General features: G+C 66.6%; 19 protein-coding genes and 1 pseudogene. 11 read left to right on the forward strand and 9 right to left on the reverse strand.

What is annotated here, in order from left to right; genetic code table 11:
- Positions 1-11: 11 nt before the first annotated feature.
- The 3 genes from NWF22_RS10525 to NWF22_RS10535 form a co-directional block, all read right to left on the reverse strand.
- Entirely contained in the window at positions 12-1070 is a 1059-nt protein-coding gene (locus tag NWF22_RS10525; protein ID WP_160901668.1) for an FAD-binding oxidoreductase, read from the reverse strand.
- Positions 1071-1078: 8 nt separating this feature from the next.
- Positions 1079-2395, reverse strand: a complete 1317-nt coding sequence (locus NWF22_RS10530) for an aromatic ring-hydroxylating oxygenase subunit alpha (RefSeq protein WP_160901669.1) — start codon at positions 2393-2395, stop codon at positions 1079-1081.
- 310 nt (positions 2396-2705) lie between these two features.
- The gene (locus NWF22_RS10535; RefSeq protein WP_258321382.1) at positions 2706-3707 is read right to left on the reverse strand and encodes an alpha/beta hydrolase; all 1002 of its coding nucleotides are present in this window, start codon (positions 3705-3707) and stop codon (positions 2706-2708) included.
- A 358-nt stretch (positions 3708-4065) separates the two neighbouring features.
- Between NWF22_RS10535 and gltB the strand changes: the two genes are divergently transcribed.
- The 3 genes from gltB to NWF22_RS10550 all read left to right on the forward strand — a co-directional run bounded on the left by gltB (position 4066) and on the right by NWF22_RS10550 (position 11506).
- Positions 4066-8652 (forward strand): glutamate synthase large subunit, encoded by a 4587-nt coding sequence (gltB, locus tag NWF22_RS10540; protein WP_160901670.1) that lies wholly within the window; start codon positions 4066-4068, stop codon positions 8650-8652.
- Positions 8645-10099, forward strand: coding sequence for a glutamate synthase subunit beta (locus NWF22_RS10545; protein WP_160901671.1), 1455 nt, complete (start codon positions 8645-8647; stop codon positions 10097-10099). The genes gltB and NWF22_RS10545 overlap by 8 nt, the downstream gene beginning before the upstream one ends.
- Before the next feature lie 195 nt (positions 10100-10294).
- Entirely contained in the window at positions 10295-11506 is a 1212-nt protein-coding gene (locus tag NWF22_RS10550) for a TetR/AcrR family transcriptional regulator (RefSeq protein ID WP_160901672.1), read from the forward strand.
- A 40-nt stretch (positions 11507-11546) separates the two neighbouring features.
- Here NWF22_RS10550 and NWF22_RS10555 read toward each other — a convergent pair whose 3' ends face one another.
- Both NWF22_RS10555 and NWF22_RS10560 read right to left on the reverse strand, forming a co-directional pair.
- Positions 11547-11981: an SRPBCC family protein gene (locus NWF22_RS10555; RefSeq protein WP_160901673.1), complete on the reverse strand. Its 435-nt coding sequence runs from the start codon at positions 11979-11981 to the stop codon at positions 11547-11549.
- A gap of 542 nt (positions 11982-12523) precedes the next feature.
- Complete coding sequence (locus NWF22_RS10560; RefSeq protein WP_160901674.1) at positions 12524-12751, reverse strand: RNA-binding S4 domain-containing protein; 228 nt, start codon at positions 12749-12751, stop codon at positions 12524-12526.
- Between the two features lie 56 nt (positions 12752-12807).
- On the opposite strand from NWF22_RS10560, the gene lysX reads away from it, so the two are divergent.
- The 4 genes from lysX (at position 12808) to NWF22_RS10580 (ending at position 17510) form a co-directional block, all read left to right on the forward strand.
- Complete coding sequence (gene lysX / locus NWF22_RS10565) at positions 12808-16245, forward strand: bifunctional lysylphosphatidylglycerol synthetase/lysine--tRNA ligase LysX (protein WP_160901675.1); 3438 nt, start codon at positions 12808-12810, stop codon at positions 16243-16245.
- 274 nt (positions 16246-16519) lie between these two features.
- Positions 16520-16819 (forward strand): hypothetical protein, encoded by a 300-nt coding sequence (locus NWF22_RS10570; RefSeq protein WP_233751027.1) that lies wholly within the window; start codon positions 16520-16522, stop codon positions 16817-16819.
- Positions 16816-17115 (forward strand): hypothetical protein, encoded by a 300-nt coding sequence (locus NWF22_RS10575; RefSeq protein WP_233751028.1) that lies wholly within the window; start codon positions 16816-16818, stop codon positions 17113-17115. The genes NWF22_RS10570 and NWF22_RS10575 overlap by 4 nt, the downstream gene beginning before the upstream one ends.
- A 131-nt stretch (positions 17116-17246) precedes the next feature.
- Positions 17247-17510 carry a hypothetical protein gene (locus tag NWF22_RS10580; RefSeq protein WP_233751029.1) on the forward strand — a complete coding sequence of 88 codons (264 nt, stop codon included), beginning with the start codon at positions 17247-17249 and terminating at the stop codon, positions 17508-17510.
- 69 nt (positions 17511-17579) lie between these two features.
- On the opposite strand, the pseudogene NWF22_RS24555 reads toward NWF22_RS10580, so the two are convergent.
- From NWF22_RS24555 to NWF22_RS10595, 4 genes and pseudogenes are all read right to left on the reverse strand, one after another.
- Positions 17580-17855, reverse strand: a pseudogene (locus NWF22_RS24555) (MBL fold metallo-hydrolase); the annotation flags it as partial.
- Positions 17852-18103: a hypothetical protein gene (locus NWF22_RS10585; RefSeq protein ID WP_160901677.1), complete on the reverse strand. Its 252-nt coding sequence runs from the start codon at positions 18101-18103 to the stop codon at positions 17852-17854. The gene NWF22_RS10585 and the pseudogene NWF22_RS24555, both read right to left, overlap by 4 nt.
- A gap of 161 nt (positions 18104-18264) precedes the next feature.
- Positions 18265-18471 (reverse strand): hypothetical protein, encoded by a 207-nt coding sequence (locus NWF22_RS10590; protein ID WP_160901678.1) that lies wholly within the window; start codon positions 18469-18471, stop codon positions 18265-18267.
- Positions 18472-18617: 146 nt separating this feature from the next.
- Positions 18618-19547: a PA domain-containing protein gene (locus NWF22_RS10595; RefSeq protein ID WP_160901679.1), complete on the reverse strand. Its 930-nt coding sequence runs from the start codon at positions 19545-19547 to the stop codon at positions 18618-18620.
- 768 nt (positions 19548-20315) lie between these two features.
- Between NWF22_RS10595 and NWF22_RS10600 the strand changes: the two genes are divergently transcribed.
- From NWF22_RS10600 to NWF22_RS10615, 4 genes are all read left to right on the forward strand, one after another.
- A complete protein-coding gene (locus tag NWF22_RS10600; protein WP_309249739.1) occupies positions 20316-20834 on the forward strand; it encodes an MspA family porin in 519 nt (172 codons plus the stop codon).
- A gap of 1957 nt (positions 20835-22791) precedes the next feature.
- The gene (rraA, locus tag NWF22_RS10605; protein ID WP_160901681.1) at positions 22792-23319 is read left to right on the forward strand and encodes a ribonuclease E activity regulator RraA; all 528 of its coding nucleotides are present in this window, start codon (positions 22792-22794) and stop codon (positions 23317-23319) included.
- 11 nt (positions 23320-23330) lie between these two features.
- On the forward strand, positions 23331-24884 hold the full coding sequence (locus NWF22_RS10610; protein WP_160901682.1) for a succinic semialdehyde dehydrogenase: 1554 nt from the start codon (positions 23331-23333) through the stop codon (positions 24882-24884).
- 164 nt (positions 24885-25048) lie between these two features.
- Positions 25049-26236 (forward strand): PQQ-dependent sugar dehydrogenase, encoded by a 1188-nt coding sequence (locus tag NWF22_RS10615; RefSeq protein WP_160902149.1) that lies wholly within the window; start codon positions 25049-25051, stop codon positions 26234-26236.
- Positions 26237-26241: the final 5 nt, after the last annotated feature.

A 26241-nucleotide genomic window follows, 5' to 3' on the forward strand; every position in this document is an offset into this window, starting at 1 on the left:
TCGGGTATTCCTCAGTAGTCGATCACGACGGGGGACAGGGGTTCGGAGCAGCAGAGCAGGATCTTGCCCTGAGCGATCTCGCGTGGGCGGATACCGCCCTGGTGGTTCATCACGACGTCACCGGATAGCTTGCGGACCTTGCAGGAACCGCACAGGCCCACCCCACACGAGGACGGCAGGGTGACGCCTGCCTTCGCGGCGGCGGCCAGGATGGTCGAGCCGGGGGCCACGGTGACCCGGCGGGCACGGCGGGAGAAGTCGACCATCACGCCGCTGCCGGCGTCGGACTCGTCGTCGGTGGGCAGGCTGAAACCGAAGCTCTCCTCGTGGATGCGCGCCAGGTCCGCTCCCGCTGCCATCAGCGAGCTGCGGACCTCGCTGCGGAAACGGCCGGGGCCGCACAGGAACACCTCCCGGTCGGCGAGGTCGGGACACACCCGTTCGAGCATCGCGCGGTCGATGCGTCCGCGATGGCCGGTCCATTCGGGGAGTTCGTCGGCCACCATTCGGGTCGCCGCGAACGCCAATGTCACGTTCGGGTGCTGGTGGGCGAGGTCGTCGAGTTCGTCCCGGAACGGGATGTCGTCGACGTTGCGGGCACTGTGCACGAAGGTGATGTCGAGTGGGGACTCGCTGTCGGTCACCGCCCGCAGCATCGACATCACCGGGGTGATGCCGCTGCCGGCCGAGATGAACAGGTACTTCTCCGCGGGCCGCGCGGTGTAGGTGAACCGGCCCAGGGGACCGGTCGCGGCGATCATCATGCCCTCGACCATGTTGTCGTGCAGCCAGTTCGAGACATGGCCGCCGCTGACACGTTTGACCGTGATCGACACGGTTCCGGGGCGGGTCGGTGGTGAGGAGATGCTGTAGCAGCGCTGTACCGTACGGCCGTCGATCTCGATGGTGATGGAGAGGAACTGACCCGGGGCGAAGACGAAGGTCCGGGAATCGTCGGGGCCGTCGGTGGTGTGCTGCGGCGATCCGCCCGCGACCCGGAAGCTGAAGGTCGCCATGTCGCGGGTGGTGTGGGCCCTCGACACGCACTGCAGAAAGATGTCGTCGGCCATGGTCGCCCTCATGCGGTGGCCGCGTCGGCCACGTCCGGGGCCACCGGGATGCCGAGCCGGCACCGCAACATCGTCACGTACCAGTTGATGAATGCCTCCACCTGGAACTCCGAGGGACCGTAGGGGCCGGGAACGTAGGCAGGACTGCTGATGCCCTGGTGCGCGAGAGCGACGAGGTCGGCGTCCTGCTGGTTGGTCGTCTCCCACATGCCGGTGAGATGGTCGAGGTCGTAGTCGACGCCCTCATCGGCATCGCGATGGACCAGCCAGGTGGTGCGTACCAGCGTCTTGTCGGCGGCGACGGGGATGACCGAGAAGAGCAGCGCGTGATCGCTCGTCACGTGCAACCACATGTTGGGCTGCAGGTGCATCGACAGTCGTCCGAGCCGCGCCTCGGGGATGTCGGTCAACCGCCGCCGGCTGGCGGCGCTGCCATCGAGGGTGAACGACTCACCGGCGAGGTCCAGTGCGTCGCGTTCGATGTGGAAGCCCGTGGGACGGGTGTCGAGTTGCTCGATGCGGGGGTAGGGGAGTCCGCGGTGGTCCCAGATCTCGATCTGTTCCGCGGTGGCCCGACGGTAGCGCTCGAACACCGGGGCGAGCCGGGTGGGGATGGCGTCGGTGCTGCTGTACCCCCAGGTGGGGAAGAACACGTTGAGCAGTTCGGGGTGCCCGCCGCAGTGATAGCACTCGCGGTTGTTCTCCATGACCAGTTTCCAGTTGCCGTCCTCGACGAGGTCGGTCTGCTTGGCCACCTTGGCCTCGGCGAGGCGGTGCGGCGCCAGATACGGCTCGATGATGGCGGCGACCTCGTCGATGTCGCTCGGCGGCTCGTCTGCCAGGCAGATGAACACGAGCCCGGCGATGGTGCGCACGTGCACCGAGCGCAAGGAATAGCAGGACTTGTCGAATCCCGGGGCCTGGGCGTCGGCGAACTCGAGGCGGCCATCCATGCCGTAGGTCCACGAGTGATAGGTGCACACGATGGTCCCCGTCGACCCGCTCGGCTCGGTGAGCAGACGCGCTCCGCGATGCCGGCACACGTTGTGGTGGGCGCGGACACGGCCGTCATCGTCGCGGGCGACGATGACCGATCGCGTGCCGAAAGTGATCGTGACGTAGTCGCCGGGATCCGGGATCTCGGCCTCGGTGGCGACGAAAAGCCAAGACTTGGAGAAGATCTCATCGAGATCGAGGTCGAAGAAGTCCTGGCTCACATAGAACGGGGCGGGCAGGCTCTCGCCGGTGAGGCGGTCGGCGATCAGTGCGTGCGGGTCCTCCGCGGGGCTCGGCACGGCCTTGGGTGCGACGAAGGGGGAGGTCATCGGTGGGGCGGCCTCTCTGCGCGTTCTCCCTGCCGGGAGATCGATGGGGGCACAGACGGATCGACGGACAGGTGGATGTGTCGCCGAGGCGCTGGGGTCAGGGGAGCTGTTCTTATGTTGCACGAGCGTAGTTGCATGACACGCAACGATGAGCGCATAATGCAACAATTGTGCGATCAGCGAGTGGCCGTGTCAAGCGGAAGAGTCTGCTGTGCGCAAGCACATGGGGAACTGACATCCACTGGGGTTGGTACCCCCGTGGATGTCAGTTCCCCATGTTGATGCGAGTGGGGTGGTGGCTTGCGAGCCGTCAGCCCACCGAACGCAGGAAAGCGCTGGCCTGGCGCAGCGCCACCCGGGACTCCGGCGCCAGCCGCGGGAACATCTGGAACACGTGGCCCTGACCGGGCCACTCCTGAAGGCGTACATCCGCTCCGGCCGAACGCATCGCGCGCGCGACGGCGCGGGCATCGTCGCCCATCACCTCCAGTCCGCCCACCTGGATCAGCGTCGGCGGCAAGCTCATCGCCGCATCGAGGGTGATGCGCATCCGTGGGTGATCCGGTGCGGCCGGACCGGTGTACAGCTGCAGGATGCGTTGTGCAGCAACCGCGTCGATGACCGGATCGCGGGTGCCGCGGAGCTGGTTGGCGACGGCCAGGTCGAAGGTGGGGTCATACAGCGGGGAGAACAGGACCAGACCGCGGGGCTGACCGACACCACGGCGATGATTGTCGGCGAGCAAGTCGAGTGCGAGGTGACCGCCGGCGGAATCACCGCCGACGACGATCTGGTCCGGCCGGTATCCCTGCTCGAGCAGCCAGTGATACCCGCGGATCGCGTCGTCCCCGGCGCTGGGGAAGCGGTACTCGGGCCCGAGCCGGTAGTCCAGGCTGAACGCCGACAACCCGGTCTGCCGCGAGAGTCGGGCGACCAACCCACGGTGGGTGCGCGCCGAGCAGACGACATACCCGCTTCCGTGTAGGTAGTAAAGGACACGGGTACTGGGTGACGCCGTGGGGCGCGCGGGACCGTTGTGTGCCGACACCCACTCGCCGCGCACCTGTCCGCCGTCGACGACCTCGCGGACCGACTCGACCCGGGTGCCCGACGGCACCGGCGACATCGCCACGAGTGTGCGGTTGACGCCCGGCCGCATCGCGGAGATCAACCGCGGTGGGGGTCCCGATCGCCCCATGCCGACCACCATGAGAGGCTGCGCCACGCGGGCGAGATAGCTGTTGACCGCGCGCGATCGGAGCGACCCCGCACCGCTCGCGCGCCATTGCTGATCGGTTGTCCGTACACTCACATATCGACGCTAACCCTGAGAGCGATTCTCGACGCCCGTTTCAGGCTCATAAGCTGCGGAATCATCACAGTTGTGCTATCCGGATTTCGATACTGGGTACCCGCCGTGAGAAAATGGCTGACAATGCTTTCGCGTAAGCAGGGTGGTGCCGGGACGAGCGACTCGACCCGGGTGCGCCGTCAGCAATGGGGCTGACACGGACACCGCCACGTGGCCCACGGACCTCCCAGGTCAGCCCAACGATTCGGGAGGCAACGCGAGGCCGGTGGCGGCGTTGACATGGACAGACGTCACAGTGTTCCCAGTGGACACGAAGGTGAATGCGTGCGCAGCGTCGCGCACACAGTGAGGCGAACTTATGAAGCATGCTCCGGGCCCCATCGGGCTCTATGACCCGGTCAACGAGCACGACTCCTGCGGTGTCGCATTCGTCGTCGACATGCACGGCCGCCGCAGCCGCGACATCGTCGACAAGGCCATCACCGCGCTGGTGAACCTCGAACACCGCGGTGCGGCGGGTGCCGAACCGAACACCGGCGACGGCGCCGGCATCATGATCCAGGTACCCGACCGCTTCCTGCGGGAAACCGTCGACTTCGAGCTGCCTGCCGAGGGCTCCTATGCCACCGGTATCGCCTTCCTGCCGCAGGGCTCCGAGGACGCGCGGATCGCCACCGAGGGTGTCGAGAAGATCATCGAGGCCGAGGGCCTGACCCTGCTCGGCTGGCGTGAGGTACCCACCAACGAGATCTCCCTGGGCGCGCTGGCCCGCGACGCGATGCCGACGTTCCGTCAGGTGTTCATCGGGGGCTCGGAGGGCATGGACCTCGAGCGGCGCGCATTCGTGGTGCGCAAGCGGGTGCAGAGCGAACTGGGCACCAAGGGCGCCGGCGCCGACGGCCCGGGCCGCGAGACCGTCTACTTCCCGAGCCTGTCCGGACAGACCTTCGTCTACAAGGGCATGCTCACCACCCCGCAGCTGCGCGAGTTCTACCTGGACCTGCAGGACTCCCGGATCGAGAGTGCGCTCGGTCTGGTGCACTCGCGCTTCTCCACCAACACCTTCCCGTCGTGGCCGCTGGCGCATCCGTTCCGCCGCGTCGCCCACAACGGTGAGATCAACACCGTCACCGGCAACGAGAACTGGATGCGGGCGCGTGAGGCGCTGATCGATCCGGCGTTGTTCGGTAACGGCGACGTCGCCGACAAGATCTTCCCGACCTGCACCCCGGGTGCCTCGGACACCGCCCGCTTCGACGAGGTGCTCGAGCTGCTGCACCTGGGTGGTCGCAGCCTGCCGCACGCCGTGCTGATGATGATCCCCGAGGCGTGGGAACGTCACGAGTCGATGAAGCCGGCGCACCGGGCGTTCTACGAGTACCACTCGGCACTGATGGAGCCGTGGGACGGACCCGCGTCGGTGTGCTTCACCGACGGCACCGTCGTCGGCGCCGTACTCGACCGCAACGGTCTGCGCCCGAGTCGCGTCTGGGTCACCAAGGACGGCCTGGTCGTGATGGCGTCGGAGGTCGGCGTCCTCGACATCGACCACGCCGACGTGGTGCAGAAGATGCGCCTGCAGCCGGGCCGCATGTTCCTGGTGGACACCGCCGCCGGCCGCATCGTCGACGACGAGGAGATCAAGGACGAACTCGCCGGCGAGCACCCCTACCAGGAGTGGCTCGACAAGGGTCTCGTCCACATCGACGACGTCGAGGCCCTGCCGCATGTGCACATGGCCCATGAGCGGGTCGCCCTGCGTCAGCAGGTCTTCGGCTACACCACCGAGGAGCTCGACCTCCTGGTGGCGCCGATGGCGAAGACCGGCGCCGAGGCGATCGGGTCGATGGGCACCGACACCCCGATCGCGGTGCTGTCGGCCCGACCGCGCATGCTGTTCGACTACTTCCAGCAGATGTTCGCGCAGGTCACCAACCCGCCGCTGGATGCGATCCGCGAAGAGGTCGTCACCAGCGTCGGCGGCACGATCGGTCGCGAGGCCGACCTGCTGCACCCGGGTCCGGAGTCGTGCCGACAGATCGTGCTGCCCGAGCCGGTGCTCGACAACGACACCCTCGCCAAGCTGGTCCGGGTCGGTGACAGTGGCGACCTGCCGGACTTCCGCAGCGCACACATCCACGGCCTCTACGAGGTCTCCGAGGGTGGAGCCGGCCTGCGCCGGGCCCTCGACGAGATCCGCGCCAAGGTCAGCGCGGCCATCGAGGACGGTGTGTCGATCATCGTGCTGTCGGACCGGGAGTCCGACGAGAAGCTCGCCCCGATCCCGTCGCTGCTGCTGACCTCTGCCGTGCACCACCACCTGGTGCGCGAGCGCAAACGCACCCAGGTCGGCCTGGTCATCGAGTCCGGCGACTGCCGCGAGGTGCACCACATCGCCGCCCTGGTCGGCTTCGGTGCGGCCGCGGTGAACCCGTACATGGCCTTCGAGTCGATCGAAGACATGGTCGAACGGGGCGTGCTGGGCGACATCGACTTCGCCACCGCCAAGAAGAACTACATCAAGGCCGGCGGCAAGGGTGTGCTCAAGGTGATGTCCAAGATGGGCATCTCCACCCTCGCCTCCTACACCGGCGCGCAGCTGTTCCAGGTCATCGGCCTCTCGCAGAACACCGTCGATGAGTTCTTCACCGGCCTGCGCAGCCAGCTCGGCGGCATCGGTCTCGACGAGATCGCCGACGACGTGGCCACCCGCCACCGACTGGCCTTCAGCGAGCGCCCGAGCGAACGCGCGCACCGCGAACTCGAGGTCGGTGGCGAATACCAGTGGCGCCGCGAGGGTGAATACCACCTGTTCAACCCGGACACCGTGTTCAAGCTGCAGCACTCCACCCGCACCGGTCAGTACAAGGTGTTCAAGGAGTACACCAAGCTCGTCGACGACCAGTCGAGCAAGATGGCGTCGCTGCGCGGACTGTTCGACTTCAACTTCGGTGACCGCGACCCGATCCCGATCGACAAGGTCGAATCGGCCGCCGAGATCGTCAAGCGGTTCTCCACCGGTGCGATGAGCTTCGGCTCGATCTCCGCCGAGGCGCACGAGACCCTCGCGATCGCCATGAACCGGCTCAAGGGCCGCTCGAACTCCGGTGAGGGCGGCGAGGATCCGCGTCGCTTCCATCACGACGAGAACGGCGACTGGCGGCGCAGCGCGATCAAGCAGGTCGCCTCGGGCCGCTTCGGGGTGACCTCGCACTACCTCACCAATTGCACCGACATCCAGATCAAGATGGCCCAGGGCGCCAAGCCCGGTGAGGGCGGGCAGCTGCCGCCGCACAAGGTGTACCCGTGGGTCGCCGAGGTGCGTGGCTCCACCCCCGGTGTCGGCCTCATCTCGCCGCCGCCGCACCACGACATCTACTCGATCGAGGATCTCGCCCAGCTGATTCACGACCTGAAGAACGCGAACCCGCAGGCGCGGATTCACGTGAAACTGGTCTCCGAGGTCGGTGTGGGTACCGTCGCCGCGGGTGTGTCCAAGGCGCACGCCGACGTCGTGCTCATCTCCGGTCACGACGGCGGCACCGGTGCCACCCCGCTGACCTCGATGAAGCATGCCGGCGCCCCGTGGGAGATCGGCCTGGCCGAGACCCAGCAGACCCTGCTGCTCAACGGACTCCGCGATCGCATCGTGGTGCAGGTCGACGGTCAGCTCAAGACCGGCCGCGACGTCGTCGTCGCCGCGCTGCTCGGCGCCGAGGAGTACGGCTTCGCCACCGCTCCGCTGGTGGTGTCGGGCTGCATCATGATGCGCGTCTGCCACCTCGACACCTGTCCGGTGGGCGTGGCCACGCAGAATCCGCTGCTGCGCGAACGCTTCACCGGCAAGCCGGAATTCGTGGAGAACTTCTTCCTGTTCATCGCCGAAGAGGTGCGAGAACTCTTGGCGCGCCTGGGCTTCCGCACCCTGCAGGAGGCGGTCGGGCACGTCGAGGCACTCGACACCACCAAGGCGCTCTCGCACTGGGGTTCGGCGAAGGCCGGTAAGCTCGACCTGACCTCGGTGCTGACCATGCCGGAATCGCCGTTCATGAACCAGGATCTGTACTGCTCCGGGGTGCAGGATCATTCTTTGGACAAGGCACTCGACCAGCAGTTGATCGCGCAGAGCCGCGAGGCCATCGACAGCGGCACCCGGGTCTCGTTCAGCTCCAAGATCACCAATGTCAACCGCACCGTCGGCACGATGCTCGGCCACGAGGTCACCAAGGCCTATGGCGCACATGGGCTTCCGGACGGCACGATCATGATCGACTTCACCGGATCGGCCGGCAACAGCTTCGGTGCGTTCGTGCCCAAGGGCATCACGCTACGACTCGAGGGCGACGCCAACGACTTCGTCGGCAAGGGCCTCTCCGGTGGCCGCATCGTGGTCCGCCCGGCGCGCAACGCCCCGGACGGCTTCGTCGCCGAGGACAACATCATCGCCGGCAACGTCATCGGGTTCGGCGCCACCGGCGGCAAGATCTTCCTGCGCGGTGTGGTCGGCGAACGCTTCTGCGTGCGCAACTCCGGGGTGACGGCCGTCGTCGAGGGTGTGGGTGATCACGGATGCGAGTACATGACCGGCGGTCGTGTGGTGGTCCTCGGTGACACCGGACGTAACTTCGCCGCGGGTATGTCGGGCGGTATCGCGTATGTCTACGACCCGTTCGGCAAGCTCGGCGACAACCTGAACACCGAGCTCGTCGACCTCGAGGAACTCGACGACGAGGACATCGCGTTCCTGTCCGCCATCGTCGAAGAGCATCGCGCGGAGACGGATTCCCCCGTCGCCGCGGCGGTGCTGGCCGACTGGGAGAACACCCAGGGCAAGTTCTCGAAGGTCATGCCGCGTGACTACCGCAAGGTGCTGCGCGCCATCGAGGCCGCCGAGCGCAGTGGACGAGATGTGAACGAAGCGATCATGGAGGCCGCACGTGGCTGACCCCAGAGGTTTTCTCAAGCACACCGAACGTGAACTGCCCGAACGCCGTCCGGTCGAGTTGCGTCTGCTGGACTGGAAAGAGGTCTACACCGACTTCGACCACAAGGAGCTGCAGACCCAGGCCAGTCGGTGCATGGACTGCGGAATCCCGTTCTGCCACAACGGCTGCCCGTTGGGGAACCTGATCCCGGAGTGGAATGACCTGGTCTACAAGGACCGGTGGTACGACGGGATCGAACGGCTGCACGCGACCAACAACTTCCCGGAGTTCACCGGGCGGCTGTGCCCGGCCCCGTGCGAGGCATCCTGCGTGCTGGGCATCAATCAGCCCGCCGTGACGATCAAGCAGGTCGAGGTCGAGCTGATCGACAACGCCTTCGAGAACGGCTGGGTCACCCCGGTGTTGCCGTCGGAGAAGACCGGCAAGTCGGTCGCGGTGGTGGGCTCCGGGCCGGCCGGTCTGGCGGCAGCACAGCAGATGACCCGCGCCGGCCACGACGTCACGCTGTTCGAGCGGGCCGACCGCATCGGTGGGCTGCTGCGCTACGGCATCCCCGAGTTCAAGATGGAGAAACGCCACATCGACCGCCGTCTCGAACAGATGGAGGCCGAGGGCACCGTCTTCAAGACCGGCGTCAACGTGGGCGTCGACGTCACCGTCGAGCAGCTGCGCGCCGAGTTCGACGCGGTGATCCTGGCCAACGGCTCGACCATCGGCCGCGACCTGCCGATCCCCGGCCGCGAACTCGACGGCGTCCACCAGGCGATGGAGTTCCTGCCGCAGGCCAACCGGGTGCAGCTCGGTGACACGGTCGAGAACCAGATCACCGCCAAGGGCAAGAAGGTCGTCATCATCGGTGGCGGCGACACCGGCGCCGACTGCCTGGGTACATCGCTGCGGCAGGGGGCGGAGATCGTGCACCAGTTCGAGATCATGCCCAAGCCGCCGATCGAGCGGGCCGAGTCCACTCCGTGGCCGACCTACCCGCTCATGTACCGCGTGTCGTCGGCGCACGAAGAGGGCGGTGAACGCGTCTACTCGGTCAGCACCGAGGAATTCCTCGGCAGCGACGGCAAGGTGACCGGCCTCAAGGCGCACGAGGTCACCATGCGCGACGGCCGGTTCGAGAAGGTCGAGGGCAGCGAGTTCGAGCTCGAATGCGACCTGGTGCTGTTCGCCATGGGCTTCGTGGGGCCCGAGCGCGGCGACCTGCTCGACAAGATGGGCGTGGAGTACGACCAGCGCGGCAACATCAAACGCGACGACGACTTCGCGGCGGTGGGCCTCGACGGCGTCTTTGTCGCCGGCGACGCCGGTCGGGGTCAGTCGCTGATCGTGTGGGCCATCGCCGAAGGCCGGTCGGCTGCTGCGGCGGCGGATGCCTACCTGGCGGGTCGTTCGGATCTGCCAGCACCGATCGTGCCGACGCAGGTGGCGCAGCGCTGATCTGACATGCACTCCTCGGTGCCGCGGAAGGTCATACCATCCGCGGCACCGAGTAGTCTCAGGGGACGATCGGGTGACGCGAAGGCCGAGAATTCGACGACTCTGACGCGAGGAGTGAACTGTCGTGGTCAACTGGTGGCAAGGTAGGGGTATGTCCCCACCGCTGGGGACGCCTGCACGATCGACAGGACTGCCATGACGACTCTGCCCGCAGAAGCTGCGGCGGATCGACGTACCCGGCCCAAGGACCGCAAACAGCACATCCTCGCGAAGGCCGCCGAACTCTTCCGCACCTCGGGTTACGCCGCGGTGGCGATGAGCGACATCGCCGCGGGTGTCGGGATCGGGCCGAGCGCGCTGTATCGCCACTACCGCAACAAGCAGGAACTCCTTGTCGCGGCGTTCGACGAGGCGCTGAGCCGCTACGAGGCGGCGGTGCGCGACGCCGGCGATCCATTCGAGGTCGCACACAATGTGGTCGGCATCGCAGCGGAATCCCAAACCCTCGACGTGCTCTGGAGTCGCGACAAGGGGCATATCGGTCCCGCGGCACGCGCAGATCTGCGGTTGCGCATCGTGGACGTGTCCGAGGCCCTGACCGCCGCCATCGAGAAGGAGGCGGTGCCGGGCGCCGTACCTGCGCGGGTCGCGGCATGGTCGGTGCTGGCCATCGTGAACTGGCCTGGGCACAAGCCGCTGCCGGTGCCGCCCGGCGACCGGGATCGCATGCTGTCGGCGGCCGTGCGCGCAACGGTCGAATCCGCCCTCGGACCGCAATCGACGCCGGACGCGGGAGCCCGGGTCACCGATGAACCCGTGCCGATGGATCCGGGTGCCGGGCTCCTCCCGGTGGCGCGGCGTGAAGCGGTGCTGAACGCGGCCGTCACCATGTTCGCCGTACACGGATACGCGAACGTCAGCCTCGACGACATCGGCGAGGTCGTCGGGATCGCCGGACCGAGCGTCTACAACCACTTCGCCAGCAAACGTGAACTGCTGGTGTGCGGGCTCAACCGTGCTTTCGAAGCGATGTGGCTCGAGCTCGGACAGGTGTTGTCGCGCAGCGCGGACGCCGAGCAGGCACTCGACGACTTACTGGCCTGCTACACGCGCTTCGCACAGGCCCACTGGGATCTGATTGTCGTCAGCTTGTCGCACTCGGTGGTGCTCGACGACGACGAAATGATGGCCCTGGGTCGCAACTATCAGGACTATGTCGGCGAGTGGCGTCGACTGGTGCAGATGTGCCGGCCCGGACTGCGGGCCGACGAGGCACAATCGCTCGTCGATCTGGCGCTGGGATTGATCGACGGCGTGGTGCGCGTCGACGGCCTCCGTGGCCCGGCACTGCCGGGGCACGCCCGTCAGCTCGCCAAGGCGGTGCTGTACGCCCCGCTGTCATCCTGAGGTCTGCCCTCGATCGGCGCGAAACCGAACCGGAACCCGATCAGCGGCCGGTGAGCACCTGCGTCATCTGCTCGGGCACGGTGCCGGCGAGTCGCTGGAAGGCCAGTTGGGCGACCGGATCCGCCAGGCGGGCGAGGCCGTTGAACTGGACGTGCGCCCGATAGGTGATTTCCGTCGAGGCGGCATCCGCGGCGCGAAAACTCATGTCGTCGACCGAGGTCGCCGTCTTGTTTCGGCCGGTGAACACCAGATGGTCGGGTCGATCCGTGGTCAGTTCGTAGGTCAGCGACGTCGACATCCCGAAGAGCTTGCTCTCGTTGTGCCATTGGGTGCCCTGGGCCACGGGGTCGGTGCCGAGCTGCTCGCACGTCTGGGTGCCCGGGTCCCATTCGACAGCATGGGCGAAGTCTCGGAGATAGGCGACGATCTCGTCGCGGGGACGCTGCACGGTGAAGGTGCGGGACACATCGACCATGATCACTCCTTGCTGCACGACTGGCGCGTGACTCGGCGGGTCTGTCGACCGGTATTCGGTGCCGTCCGAGTCCGTGGATGGGTCGTGCCCGCCGAGGCTTGCGGACGCGAAACACTGTGTGGCTGCTCACACATTCGCGCCTGTCGCTACCGAATCCGTAACGATTCCGGTGAGATGATCGACGTACAGACAGGAACAGCTTTACTCGGTGGTCCCGGCAGACGGGGTCTGAGTGTGGCGAAGACAACGTCTGTTGAACGCGCTATATCGCTTGGGCCCGACCCGCCGACCGACTAGAGTAGGGCGAGTTCAAGGTCTCAAAGTCCGAGTCCGCACTAGTGAATAGTCTGGTAGCAAAGCAGGGAAGTGATTGGTCATGAGGTTGTCCAATACATCCTCCGGTCCACGCCGCCACTCGAGGCTGAGTTCGATCACCGGGCGCTTCGGTCGCGTGCGATCTGCTCGCTCGTTCCCCGCGGAGGCGGAACGTCTGATCACCCCGGCCGAACTGCGGCGTCTACAGGCCTGACGACCCATACCGGTCACGCACGGGTGACCCGGCAGACCTGGCCACCGAGCTCTACGACATCGTCGGGCGCGAGCTGACGCCCGCGCCGCGTCTCCACCTCGCCGTTGACCGACACCTCGCCGTCGGCGATCACTTCCTTCGCCTCCGCCCCGGATTCGATGAGGTTGGCCAGTTTGAGGAACTGGCCCAACCGGATCGACTCATCGCGGATGGGCACCTCATCGATCTCCGATCCGTCCACGCCCACATATTGCCCAACGTCGGACGTTGAGGCGAGCCCCGCTTAACGTTTTAGCCATGACGTTGGACATTCCGCGAACTGCGGCGCCGGATGATGTCGCCGAGCACGTGCACCAACCATCGGCCGCCGAGCGACGTTCGCGTGACCTCCTCGACCGCATTCGGTCGCCCCACGGATTCCGTCGATCGGCGCCCCGGGTGGCGGGCACTGTGCTCGGTGCGATGGCTGTCGTCTCGCTGCTGTCGAGTCTGTTCCCCTGGTTCCGACACCTCGTCCACATTCCGCGTGACTACATCGACACGTTCATCGTCACGCTGCCCGACACCAGCTTCGCGTGGGCGTTCGTGCTGGCGCTGATGGCGTTCGCACTGTCGATGCGCAAACGGGTCGCCTGGTGGATCTGCGTCGTCTACCTGGCGCTGTTCACCGTCGGCAACGCCATCTACCTGATTCCTGCGCTGGCCGACGATCTGTCGGTCACCGGTACCGATCGCATCAATCTGTGGATCGGAATCGTCGTCGACGTCGCCGTGCTGTCCTACCTGATCGTCACCTATCGGCAGTTCTACACCCGGGTCCGGCGCGGAGCGTTGCTGCGCGCGGTGGGCGTGCTGATCGCCGGTCTCGTCGTCGGCAGTCTGCTCGGCTGGGCGCTGGTGTGGCTGTTCCCGCACACGCTGACCCGCGCCGACCGGTTGCCCTACGCGGTGAACCGGGTGGTGGCATTCGGTTCGGTCGATCAGCAACCGGCGTTCGAGGGTCGGCACGCGCTGGCTCCGGTCAACGGCCTGCTCGGATTGTTCGGGGCACTGGCGCTGATCGCGGCGGCGATGGTGCTGTTCCGTTCGGTGCGGCTCCGGTCGTTCATCACCGCCGCCGACGAGCGACTCATCCGTGCGCTGATCACCACGTTCAACGACGACGACTCACTGGCCTACTTCTCCACCCGCCGCGACAAGGCGGTGGTGTTCTCCCCGGATGGCCGCGCCGCGATCACCTACCGGGTCGAGGTGGGGGTGGGTCTGGCCGGTGGCGACCCGATCGGCGACCCGGATTCCTGGGGCGACGCGATCGCCGAGTTCCTGGTGCTCTGTGAACGCTATGGGTGGCATCCGGCCGCTGTGGGCACCAGCAGCCGTGGTGCCGCCGCCTACGACGCCGCCGGATTCGGTTCGCTCAACATTGGCGACGAGGCGATCATCCCGACCCGCGACTTCAGCATCAACGGACCGGCGATGAAGGCGGTTCGGCAAGCCGTGACGCGCACCAAGCGGGCAGGCGTCACCGTGCGTATCCGGCGCCACAGTGAGATCTCGACAAGCTCGATCGACGGGAGCACAAGCTCGATCGACGGGAAGCCGTCGGAGATGGCGGAGATGATCGCCCGCGCCGATTCCTGGCGCGACACGGACGAGGAACGTGGTTTCGCCATGGCGTTGGGCCGCCTGGGGGACCCGCTCGACGGCGACTGTCTGCTCGTCGAGGCGATCCAGAACGAGGGCACTCCAGAGGAGCGCGTCATCGGGATGCTCTCCTTCGTGCCGTGGGGACGCACTGGTGTGTCCCTCGACGTGATGCGTCGCGACCGAAATGCCGTCAACGGCGTCGTGGAGACGATGGTGACCGAACTCGCCCGCGAATCCGAGCAGTACGGCGTCACCGAGATCTCGCTCAATTTCGCGGCGTTCCGCGCGTTCTTCGAACACGGAGCCGACATCGGCGCCGGACCCGCGATGCGTGCGACCTACTCGGTGCTGATGTTCGGGTCGCGGTTCTTCCAGATGGAGTCGCTGTACAAGTCGAACGCCAAATACCGACCCGAGTGGCAGCCGCGCTACCTCTGCTTCGAGGACAACCGCATGATGCCGAAAGTGGGTCTCGCGGCCATCGTCACCGAGGGCTTCGTCCGGCTGCCGCGGTTCGGGCGGGCCCGCCACTACACCGACGGCACCTCGGCGATCCCCGCCGGCGTCGACGTCGAGGCGCTGCTCGACGAACTCGCGGCCGAAGCCGAGCCGACCGGAACCGATGTGCACCGGCCCGAACAGGTGCGGGTGCGGGTGGCGAAGCTCGCCGGCCTGACCAGCGAGGGTTTCGACGCGTACCCACCCGCCGACGCCCCGACGCACACCATCGCCCAGGCCGTCGCCGCGCCGGAAGGCACCACCGTGACGATCGCCGGACGAGTCACGCGGCTGCGCGATTTCGGCAAGGTGGCCTTTGCCGAGGTGCACGATTGGTCCGGGCAGGTGCAACTCCTGGTCGAGGCGGCCACCATGATCCCGGGGACCCCCGACTTCGGATCCGACGTGGACCTCGGTGATCTCGTGCAGGCGCGCGGTGTGGTGGGCCGTAGCCGCTCCGGCGAACTGTCGATCCTCATCGACGCCTGGCGGTTCAACGGCAAGTGCCTGCGCCCGCTACCCGACAAGTGGAGCGGTCTCACCGATCCGGAGGCCCGGGTGCGGCAGCGCTATGTGGATCTCGCGATCAACGCGCGCAGCCGCGACCTGCTCGCCACCCGCAGCGTGGTGGTGAAGTCGCTGCGCGACTTCCTCGCAGCGCGGGGCTACCTGGAGGTGGAGACGCCCATCCTCCAGCAGATCCACGGAGGGGCCAACGCGACACCCTTCCAGACCCACATCAACGCCTACGACCTCGACCTGTATCTGCGGATCGCGCCGGAGCTCTACCTCAAACGCCTCTGCGTCGGCGGGGTGGAGAGGGTGTTCGAGATCGGCCGCAACTTCCGCAACGAGGGCGTGGACTTCAGCCACAACCCGGAGTTCACCAGCTTGGAAGCCTATGAGGCGCACAGCGACTACCGGAAGATGCTGGACTTGACCCGGGAGATGATCCAGCACGCGGCGGCTGCCGCCTACGGCGAGCCGGTGATCGTGCGCACCGATGACGACGGTCACGAAGAGCGCATCGACATCTCGGGCGAGTGGCCGGTCCGGACGGTGCACGAGGTGGTGTCCGAAGGCGCCGGCGAGGAGATCACGCCGGACACCCCGGTGGAGACCCTGCGGGCGGTCTGCGACCGCCTCGACATCGCGCACCGGCCGGACTGGGATGCCGGGCAGGTGGTGCTGGAACTGTACGAGCACCTGGGTGAGGACCGGACCACGTTCCCGACGTTCTACATCAACTTCCCGACCTCCACATCGCCGCTGACGCGGGCGCACCGGACGATCCCGGGGGTCGCCGAACGGTGGGACCTGGTGGCCTGGGGGGTCGAGCTCGGCACCGCCTACACCGAGCTGACCGATCCGGTGGAGCAGCGCAGCCGGCTGACCGCCCAGTCGATCCTGGCCGCCGGCGGCGACGCCGAGGCGATGGAGCTCGACGAGGACTTCCTGCAGGCCCTCGAGTACGCGATGCCGCCGACAGGTGGTCTGGGTGTGGGCGTCGACCGCGTGGTCATGCTCATCACCGGCCAGTCGATTCGGGAGTCGTTGGCGTTCCCGCTGGCCAAGCCGCAGGGTTACTGACCCCGATGCTGGGCGGCCCGGATGGTGGCGACCGCGCGGGGACCGTCATCCCCGTCGGACGCCATCGACTGCACGTGATCGATGAGGGCGCCGGTCGGCCGGTCTTGCTGATGGCCGCATTGGGCAGCAATTGGTTCGACCTCGATGCGTTGGCGGGTCGTCTCGTCGGGCGGGGGTGTCGGGTCATCCGATACGACCGCTCGGGATACGGCTTGTCGAGTGCCCGGCCCGTGGACGAGGTGCCCGAGTTGCTCGACGAGGTCGACCGGATGCGATGGTGCTCGACGCAGTGGTCGTCGACGGGCCGGTGCTGGTCGTCGGTCACTCGTTGGCGTCGCTGTACGTCGAAGGCTTCGGGCGGGTCCACCCGGAGCGTTCGGCCGGTCTCGTGGTGGTCGATGGGTCGTTTGTGATGGCGCCGTGGAAGATGATGCCGTCGGGATGGGGTGTGTCGATGGGCCAACGAGCGGTGGAGGCGGCGCGCGGTGACGGCCGCCGTGGGCATCCACGGGTGGCCGAGTGTGCGCGTCTGGTCCCTGGTGGTACCGGCCCCGCCGGAGGGATTCACCGATGAGCAACGCCGTTGGGGCGCGCCGGGTGTTCGGTCAGCCGCGGTTCATGACGGCGTTGCTGGTGGAGAACGCTGTCTTCGCCGCCATGGACCGTCAGCTGCGTGGTCTGCGTCGGACGTCGCCGCTGCTCGACATACCGGTCGACTTCGTCGTCGCGGCACCACGGATGCCCGGATGGCGGCACTTCTGGGAGTGGAAACAACGCCGCTACGCCCGGACACTGAGCGACGCGGGCGTCGAGGTGCACGTGGATGTGATCGGGGCCGGCCCGGCATTTCGTCGTGTCGCAGCGTCCTGACGACGTTGCCGCGATCATCGGCCGGACGGCGGGCGGGTAGCAGCGGAATCGTCGCCGCTGCACAGATGCGCCGACGAATCGGAATCGTGGGTGGGGATGACCCGCGCTAGATGGCGGGCCAGGTGCTGACGATGCAGCGACGCGAACGCAGCATCCTGGTCGACGTCCACGAATTCGCCGGGGATCGCGGGTTTCTGTCGGAGATGGTCGACCTGTTCGTGATGCCAGGCCGCGTCACCCGCCAAACAGCACCCAGCCGGCCGAAGTCGGCGAGTACACCCACACTGCCCGGGGTCTGCCCGGCGAGTCCGACGATGAGGACCGATCCGTCGCCGAACAGGTCGTGGCTGGAGGTGAACGTGGCGGCCGGTGGGCGTCGAGCTCATACGTCGTGACCGGCCGCCCGTCGGTGAGCGCGCCGCGCACGCCCCTGCCGGCGGTGGCTGCCCTGCCATGATCCAGTCCCGCTCGGTCCGGTGGAGCAGCACCTCGAGACCGGGCAGATCGAGCAAGCCGCAGACGTGGTCCCAGTGGGCGTGGGTCGCCACCGCGAAGTTGGGCGCACGACGGGGCGGATGTCGTCGCAGGCCGTCGGCGGTGCTGATCGTCTCGCGTGGCGGTGTCACCAGCTGTCGGGTGATCCACGGGAGTTGGCCGAGCACCCGCTCGCGGGCGTCGCGGCAGAACCCGGGGTCCACCAGGAACGTCGCGTGGGGGTGGTCCACGACGAACGTCGTCATCGCCGACGGCAGGCGCCGCAGCGGCGAGGCCCCTCGACGAGTCCCATGGCCGGGACCTGCCGAGCGACTTGCGGTAGGGCGCGCACCGCCACCGTCGGACCGCGGTCGGGCAATTCGTCGACCGTGATCGAGTTGACCAGGCGTCGGTCGGGCCGTCGGGGGCGGACCGTGCCCTTCGCCCACAGTGCGACGGCTCGCAGGACGTCGCCCGCAGACGGCGTGGACTCGCGGTCTGGTGGCAGGTCCATCGGTGCTCTCCCTGGTCTGGGTCCGCAGGCGCTCAACCACGTCGACGCCACCGCCTTTCTGCGGGAGTCGGAACGAATTGCACGCAAATTCGACGCCAAACTCACCCATCAACGCAGGTCACAAGCGCACCGCCGACCGTGACGGTCAGCGGTGATACTGGTCAGGTGGGACGACCCGCACGAAGGGTTTGGGTGCCGTATCCAGGCAGATCAGCAGTGGCGGCCTCCTCGAGGTCCTCGCCCGCCACCGGCCAGCGCCACGCCTGGACGCAGACCCCGACGAGATCGAAGTCGACGAGAACGACGAGGACCAAGCGCCTACCGCCGGCGGCCTCGGCGAGATCCCGCGATCGGGGCTGACCGATCACCTGCGGGCACACGTGCACCTGACCGGCCGTTTCTCGAGAGTCTCTCCTGCCGGTTGGGCACATCTCATGCCGACGGCCCGTGCCTTCACCTCGTCGAGGGTGTGGTCCGTCCGGCAGCGCCGCCTCATTGCGCTTGTCGTGTTCACTCACGGATGGCGCTGATCGACAACGACTTGTGCGTCGAACCGGATTGTCGCTGTTGCTGCCGTCAGCAGGTGATCGACCGCTGCTGGATCGATCGCGGTCAGTACCGGCATCTCGGTCAGGGTCACCCGGGGCGTCGTCCAGTAACGCCGTTCGATGTCATCGCCGGGTGCGAGGATGATCAGCCCGGCCGCGCCGGCGTCGCGTGTGGCGGAGTACTTCTCTTCCACTGAGCATGTGCCGTTCGTGGCCACGGCGATCCACCCGGTGAGGTCGGCGCCGACACCGCATCCGTGGCCGATCATCCTTATCGGCATGTCGACGATGTCGGCTCCGCTCGAAAAGGGAAGTGGCCATAGCGCGATCGGACGGCTATCGATCTGTGCGATGACATCGGAGGACCAGTACCGATAGCTGGTTACCGGCCTCGATGCAGAGGGCGTGTGGTTGGTAGCGGGTGGGATGGTCGGAGGTGGGTTACGCAGAATTTCTGGCGGAGCGAGAAATGCGACGTAGCGTCCGTTGGAAGTGTCGTGGTCGCGTAAACCCCGCAACGCCGACAGGCTCGGCGGCAGCTGCCACGTTGCGTCGGTGGGTAGGCGGCGCCAGCGGATGGCGTCGGAACGTCGTGATGCAACAAGGGGGTATGCGGCGGGTTCGATGACGTCGAACGCCAGGATGTCGTCGCCCAGATGGTCGGGTTTGCCGTCGTAGTGGCCGTCGTAGTCGCCGAGCCGAATGTCTCTGGCGAGACCGCTGAGCGGCGCGTCGGCGCCCCAACGAGACCGAAAGACCACGAACAACGTGGTGTCCTCCGTCCAGCAGGCGAACAGGTCCACGTCGTCGGCTGAGCGGCTACCCAGCGAGGTCGCTAGGTGCGCAATGGTTTCCGCTGCGCCGCGGGCGACGACCACCCAATCCGAGTCCTTCACAACCCGATCCCCCTGTTATGCGATCGCTGCAGCCCTACCGGATGCGCTGAGCGGTTTACACAGCGTGATCGTAACGCGCGGATGCCGCGGTCCCCGGGCCGATGTCCGTCGACTCAGATCGATGGGCACCGGGCGGTAGCGCTTTGGGGCCCGACGGTTCCGGTTTCCCCAGGTGCCTCAATAGCCACACAAGTCCGACCACGCCGTGCCCGTACCCGCATGGTGGTGGTAGGAACCGGTCTAGTACGCACAAGTACACACCGCGACCATTTGGTGAAGCTGGTCCGCGAGGTCGTCACCTTCGAGAAGGGCAAACTCGTCGAACCGAGGCCGCCCCAAACGTCGAGGAGACAGCCTGAAACCCCACTCATCGACAGGTCTTGACGCTGTCTCCGGGAGGATTTCGGTGCTGGCCGTGATCTCGAATTCAAAATCTAACCGATGATCACGGTGCGTAGACCGCAACCGGCGGTTGCCAGATGCCGCATCGTGTGTCAGTCTCCTTGCCGTTGTACCTTGCTGTGTTGAATTTCAAGTTTGCGATGCCAAGGGCCGGGAAACGTGACCTCGCATCGTTCGGGGTCGCTGCGGTGCCGGATGGTCCGCGGGTGGGGGAAGGGGTCGGGGTTGGGTACTCGTAGCTGGTTGGTCGTATCGTCAGTGTGTATTGCGCTGGCGGCGTTGGTGTCTGGTACCGGGGTTAGTCCGGCTGCGCCGACGTCATTGGCGACAAAGTACGACTCCTTGGTCACCGATGATGGTTGGAAGATGGAGCTGCGCGCCAGCGAGTTGGTCGTCAACTCTATGAGCAACATCGCCAACAGCTTCGCCTCGCGTGAGGGCTGGGTATCGGCCCGGGTCGGTGCCCTCATCACTCAGGCGGAGGGGCGTCAGCCGACCCAGCCGGTGCAGTCCGCGGTCATCGAGCAATTCCTCGTCGTGGGGTGCCAGGTCGATGTCAGCGACGGTGCGACGTTCGGGTTCGGCTCATCGATCGGGCCGAACGCAAATGTCACGATCAGCGGCGTGCCGGGCGTGACGGTGGGCGGGTCGGCGTCGGTCAGCCCGTCGATTTCGGCCAAGCTCAAGCCGGGGCGAATCACCGAGGTTTCGTTGGGCAAGAAGACACTGCAGACCAACCGTGCCTCAATCCGCGCCAAGCGAGTCCATGTTCGGGTTGACGGATGCGTCGGCCCGACGACAGTGCGGGTGATCGTGCGGTTCTCGGCCTCGACACCGACCGCTGACGACACGATCAACATCCACTCCGCACGCATGTGGCTCTGAGTCTTCGTTAATAGTCCGGGGGATTCTTTTGAATACGATTGAACCGCGAGCGGCCAAGCGAAGCGGACACAAGTTCGCTGCCGCAGTGATGGGTGTCGGGGCGGTCGCGATCGTGCTTCTCGCTGCATTGCTGGTGCCGGCGGATGATCCGGCAAACGCGGAAACGCCAGCTGAACGGTGTGCGCGTGAGACGGCCGCCTACAACAGCGCGTGGGCGCAGACCTGGGCGGCATCCAACGGCCGCCCGGCATCAGAAGCCCCGCCACCGCCTGTCGCGTACGTCTGCCACGACCCCGGACCGACATCCACCACAACTTCTCAACCGTCGGTGGTGACAGCGCCGACGGTGCCCAGTGACACGAACACGCCGGATTCCGGTGGGCCGGATATGGGTGCACACGCGCCAACTGATATTCCGACTGCCACTCTAGGACGATCGCCGATTGTGCCCATTCCTGATACCGGTCCTCGCCGGCAGCGTGTCCCTCGTAAGGACAGCCGTCCAATGGTCGTGACAATTCCTACTGCCCTTGCTGGGCAAGACATTGTGGTGCGCTTCCCCGGGGGAGTGCGAGAAACCGTATACGGTGTCCAACAGCTTGGCGGAGTTCAGCGCGTAAGCATCGCGAGGCTCGCGCCTGAAGCTCCCGATCGGATCGTGCTGAAAACGAACATACCCACTGGCACGTACTGGAAGTCACTCAACGAGGACAATCTTGCGCTGATGGCCCCGGGTGACCTAGTGATCGCCACCCTGTTTAGCGCTGCTAAAGACGGGTTCGATCTGGTAGCGAATGGGTCTGACCTTGTCGCCATTTTCTTACGACAGTCCCGGTCGGCGCCCTCTGTAGCCGACATACTCGCGCCCGCAAGAGTGCCGGCGTCCGCGAGTGGGTGCACCATGTCCAATGGACAGTTCCTTTCGCGCAACTGCATCTCGGTGCGAGGCGAAGGTCAATACATCGACTATATTGTGGCGACACTGGACACGGGAGGGTCGCCGTATCCGCGCAACATCTGCAATCGCGGATACGAGTTCAACTACACAGACGAGTTTGGCTATCCCCGCAGTGAGGTGATTGAGAAGCCGGGCTGTACGTGGATGTCTGCGGGCGTCTCCTGGTCGGAAAAGCTGGACGTCAATCGGAACGCGAAAGATGGCAGCCAGGTGTGCACACGGACACGGAGTAGTCACTCCAACGGTGAGTGGTCTCCGTACGCGTGCGTGACAATCGAGAAGTGAGCACCGTATGACAGATGAGGGGACTCCCAGCTCAGGTCGCCTCTGGGCGATCGTTCAGATTGTGGCCGGCCTGTTCATTGCAACTCAGCCCTACCATGGATGGATTGCCTGGTGGCGTGGCCAGATTGACCCGAGCGGTGGCGAGATCGCGTACATCATCAGTTTCCTAGTCGTCGGTCTCGTCGTCGCGATACTGGGCGTGCGCCGACTAATTCGCGCGAGTAAGAACGGTCAGTAGTCGCCTCGCCGGGCCACGACCCGCCCCGGTGGAGGTCCCACTCTGACTCGGCGTCTGAGTAGGGGTCCACAGACAGGGTTGAGATAAAGGCAGGGATCTTCGCCGTCGGGGCCATGTATTTCACCCGTCTACCCAATGTCCCGCCGAGGTCATCGGACGGTCCTGGCGACTCGACGAGGCGCACCCCGTGTGTGTGGGAGTCCGACCGAGGATGGCGACGACAGCGTGGTGATTGGGATCGATCAGGTGGTCTTGCCTGCCGGTGAGCCAGGTCGGCTGCGTCGGGATGGAACTCCCACGTGGTAACAGGTTCACCAGCAGAGTTACAGGGTCCAACGGAAAGATCGACTCGATCGATGCGGAGCAGTTCTGCGCAGAATGGTCCGTCTGCATTCGTTCACCTGCCGACGGAAACGAATTGCGATAGCTGTGGCTGGGCGTCACACCTAATTGCGTGGCTGCCTAAACTGGTGGCCATGACCGATCTGACCTTCACGCCGACCGCCGATCTCGTCGACGAGATCGGCGACCTCGTCCGCAGCTGCGACACCCAGTTCACCCAATACGGCGGCAACCGCGAGTTCGTCGGCCGGGTGACCACGGTCAAGTGCTTCCAGGACAACGCCCTGCTCAAGTCGATCCTGTCGGAGCCCAACCCGGGTGGGGTCTTGGTGATCGACGGCGCGGAGTCGGTGCACACTGCGCTGGTCGGCGACATCATCGCCGAGCTCGGCCGATCCAACGGCTGGGTCGGGATCATCGTCAACGGCGCGATCCGCGACGCCAAGGCGATCGGCGAGATGGCGATCGGTGTCAAGGCGCTGGGCACCAACCCGCGCAAGTCCACCAAGACCGCCGTCGGCGACCGCGACATCCCGCTGACCATCGGCGGAGAGACCTTTCACCCCGGCGACATCGTCTACTCCGACGACGACGGGATCGTCCTCGTCGAGAGTGCCGAGACCGCCGAGCCGTCGGACAACGCCGCCGCCACCGAGAGCTGAGGGAACCCGCCATGCCCAAGCCCACTCCCGATTACTTCCGTCGTCTGGCCGAGCTCATCGCGATCGACGACGCCGGCGCCCGGCCCACCCGATCGGTGGTGGAGGCATTCAGCGGAGCCGAGATGGCCACCATCCCGGTCGGTACCGCCGAGGACCTCGAGACCGCGGTCGCCCGGGCACGCAACGCGCAACAGGGGTGGGCCACCCAGACCCCGCAGCAGCGTGCCGCCGTGCTGAACCGGTTTTCCGATCTGGTGTACCGCAACGCCGCCGAGCTGATGGACATCGCGCAGGCCGAAACCGGCAAGGCCCGCAGCTACGCCCAGGAAGAGGTGATGGACGTCGCGCTGACCGCGCGGCACTACGCCACCACCGGCCCCAAGACGTTGGCCGAGCGCAAGGTGAAGGGCATGCTGCCGGGTGCGACGAGCGTGCGGGTGCGGTATCAGCCCAAGGGTGTGGTCGGCGTGATCAGCCCGTGGAACTATCCGCTCACCCTGGCGGTGTCCGACGCGGTCGCCGCCTTGATCGCCGGCAACGGTGTCGTCATCAAACCCGATAGCCAGACGCCCTACTGTGCGCTGGCGCTGGCCGAACTGCTGTATCGGGCGGGGCTGCCCCGCGAGCTCTTCGCGGTGGTGCCGGGTCCGGGAAGTGTGGTGGGCCAGGCGATCGTGGCCACCACCGATTACGTCATGTTCACCGGGTCGTCGGCGACCGGTGCGGCGCTGGCCGAGCAGGCCGGACGTCGACTGATCGGCTTCTCCGCGGAACTCGGCGGCAAGAACCCGATGATCGTGACCGCCGACGCCGACCTCGACAAGGCCGTCGAAGGCGCGGCGCGCGCCTGCTACTCCAACTCCGGGCAGCTGTGCATCTCCATCGAACGGCTCTACGTGGACAAGAAGGTGGCCGACGAGTTCACCGCGAAGTTCGCGGCGTACGTGTCGGCGATGAAACTCGACGCCACCTACGACTTCTCCGCCGACATGGGTTCGCTCGCGTCGGCCGCTCAGGTCGACACCGCCGAGGCGCACGTGCGCGACGCAGTGGACAAGGGGGCCACGGTGATCGCCGGCGGTCGTCGGCGCGCCGACCTCGGCCCGTTCTTCTTCGAGCCGACCGTGCTCACCGACGTCTCCGACGAGATGACGTGCTTTGCCGAGGAGACGTTCGGCCCGGTGGTGTCGGTCTATCCGGTCGATTCCACCGACGAGGCGATCAAGCTGGCCAATGCGACGCAGTACGGACTCAACGCGTGCGTCTTCGCCGGCAGCAGCACCGAGGCCAACGAGATCGCCGACCAGTTGCGGGCCGGCACCGTCAACATCAACGAGGGCTACGCCGCCGCGTGGGGCTCCACCGCCGCCCCGATGGGTGGCATGGGTATCTCCGGCGTCGGCCGCCGGCACGGTGAGGAGGGAATCCTCAAGTACACCGAGCCGCAGACCGTTGCCGAGCAGCGTTTCCTCGGCATCGACCGCGCACCCGGCATCCCGAAGGCCGTCTACCGGACCGTCACCCCGCACGCCGTGCGCGCCCTCAAGTACCTGCCGGGTCGATAGGCCGCTCCGCCCGCCTCGAGAGTTCCTCCCCCCGCTTTCGCTTCTTCCCCCAGTTGCTCGCGGGGGAGGAAGCGATACCCGGGGGAGGAACTGTGGTGAGGGGCGGTTTCCGGGCGCGTCCGCGGTGGCGCCCGGGTTACGGTGAGTGCGTGACCGGCCGACGAATGCGCCCCCTCCTCACCCGTGTTGCCGTGGTTGCGGGAACCGTCGGCACCCTCGTCGCAGGGTTGTGCACGGTCGGGCAAGCCTCCGCCGCGCCTCCGCTCGCGGTGTCGACGGTCGCCTCTGGCCTGGACCGTCCGTGGGATCTCGCGGTCGCGCCCGACGGCGTCATCCTCACCGGCGAGCGAGCCGGAAAGTTCGTCGCAGTGATGCCGAGTGGACAGCGAAAGGTTCTGCGCGCGGACCTGTCCAAGCTGTTCGCCGTCAAGGAATCCGGGCTGATGGGGCTGGCACTCGATCCGAACTTCGCGCAGACGAGGCGTGTCTACTCCTGTCAGGCCGAGACCACGTCGGCCGACGTGGTGACCGTTCCCGGATCGGTGGCCAACCTGCCGTTGCCGTGGCCGAACACGGGCCAGGTCGTCAACATCGTCGCGTGGCGGGTCGACAACAGCTGGTCGACGATGGTGCGCGAACGAACGGTCCTCACCGGCATCCCGGTCACCGCGTCCGGTCGCCACGCCGGATGTGGGCTCACCGCCGCGCCAGACGGATCGCTGTGGATCGGCACCGGTGACAACGCCATCCCGACCAACCCGCAGAACCCGAAATCGTTGGGCGGCAAGGTGCTACACATTCGCGCCGACGGCAAACCGGCGGCCGGGAATCCAGATCCGGGCAGTCCGGTCTACACCCTCGGCCATCGGAACGTTCAAGGCGTCGCACTTCGGCCCAGCACCGGGGGCGTCTACGCGATCGAACAGGGCACCGACGCCGACGACGAACTCAACCTGCTGCGGGCGGGTGCCAACTACGGATACAAGCCGGACCGCACGCCGTTCATCTACGACGAGTCGGTGCCGATGACGGATCCGGTCAGGGTTCCCGGCGCGGTCGGCCCGGTATGGAGCTCCGGCTACCCGACGATAGCCACGCCGGCGCTCGCGTTCCTGCCCGCCAACGGGTGGGGGACACTCGATGGTGCTGTCGTCATCTCCGCGCAGAAGGGCAAGCACCTCCTGTTCGTCACTCTCGACGAGGCCGGAAACGAGGTGGTCCGCACCAGCAAGGCACTACAGGACACCTACGGGCGGCTTCGTGGGCTGGCGGTCGATGGTGACGGATCGTTGTTGGTGAGTACCGACAACGGGGACGACGATCGCATCCTTCGGGTGCGGGTCGCGGACTGAACGAG

This window comes from Gordonia mangrovi, from assembly GCF_024734075.1.
Lineage (GTDB): Bacteria > Actinomycetota > Actinomycetes > Mycobacteriales > Mycobacteriaceae > Gordonia > Gordonia mangrovi.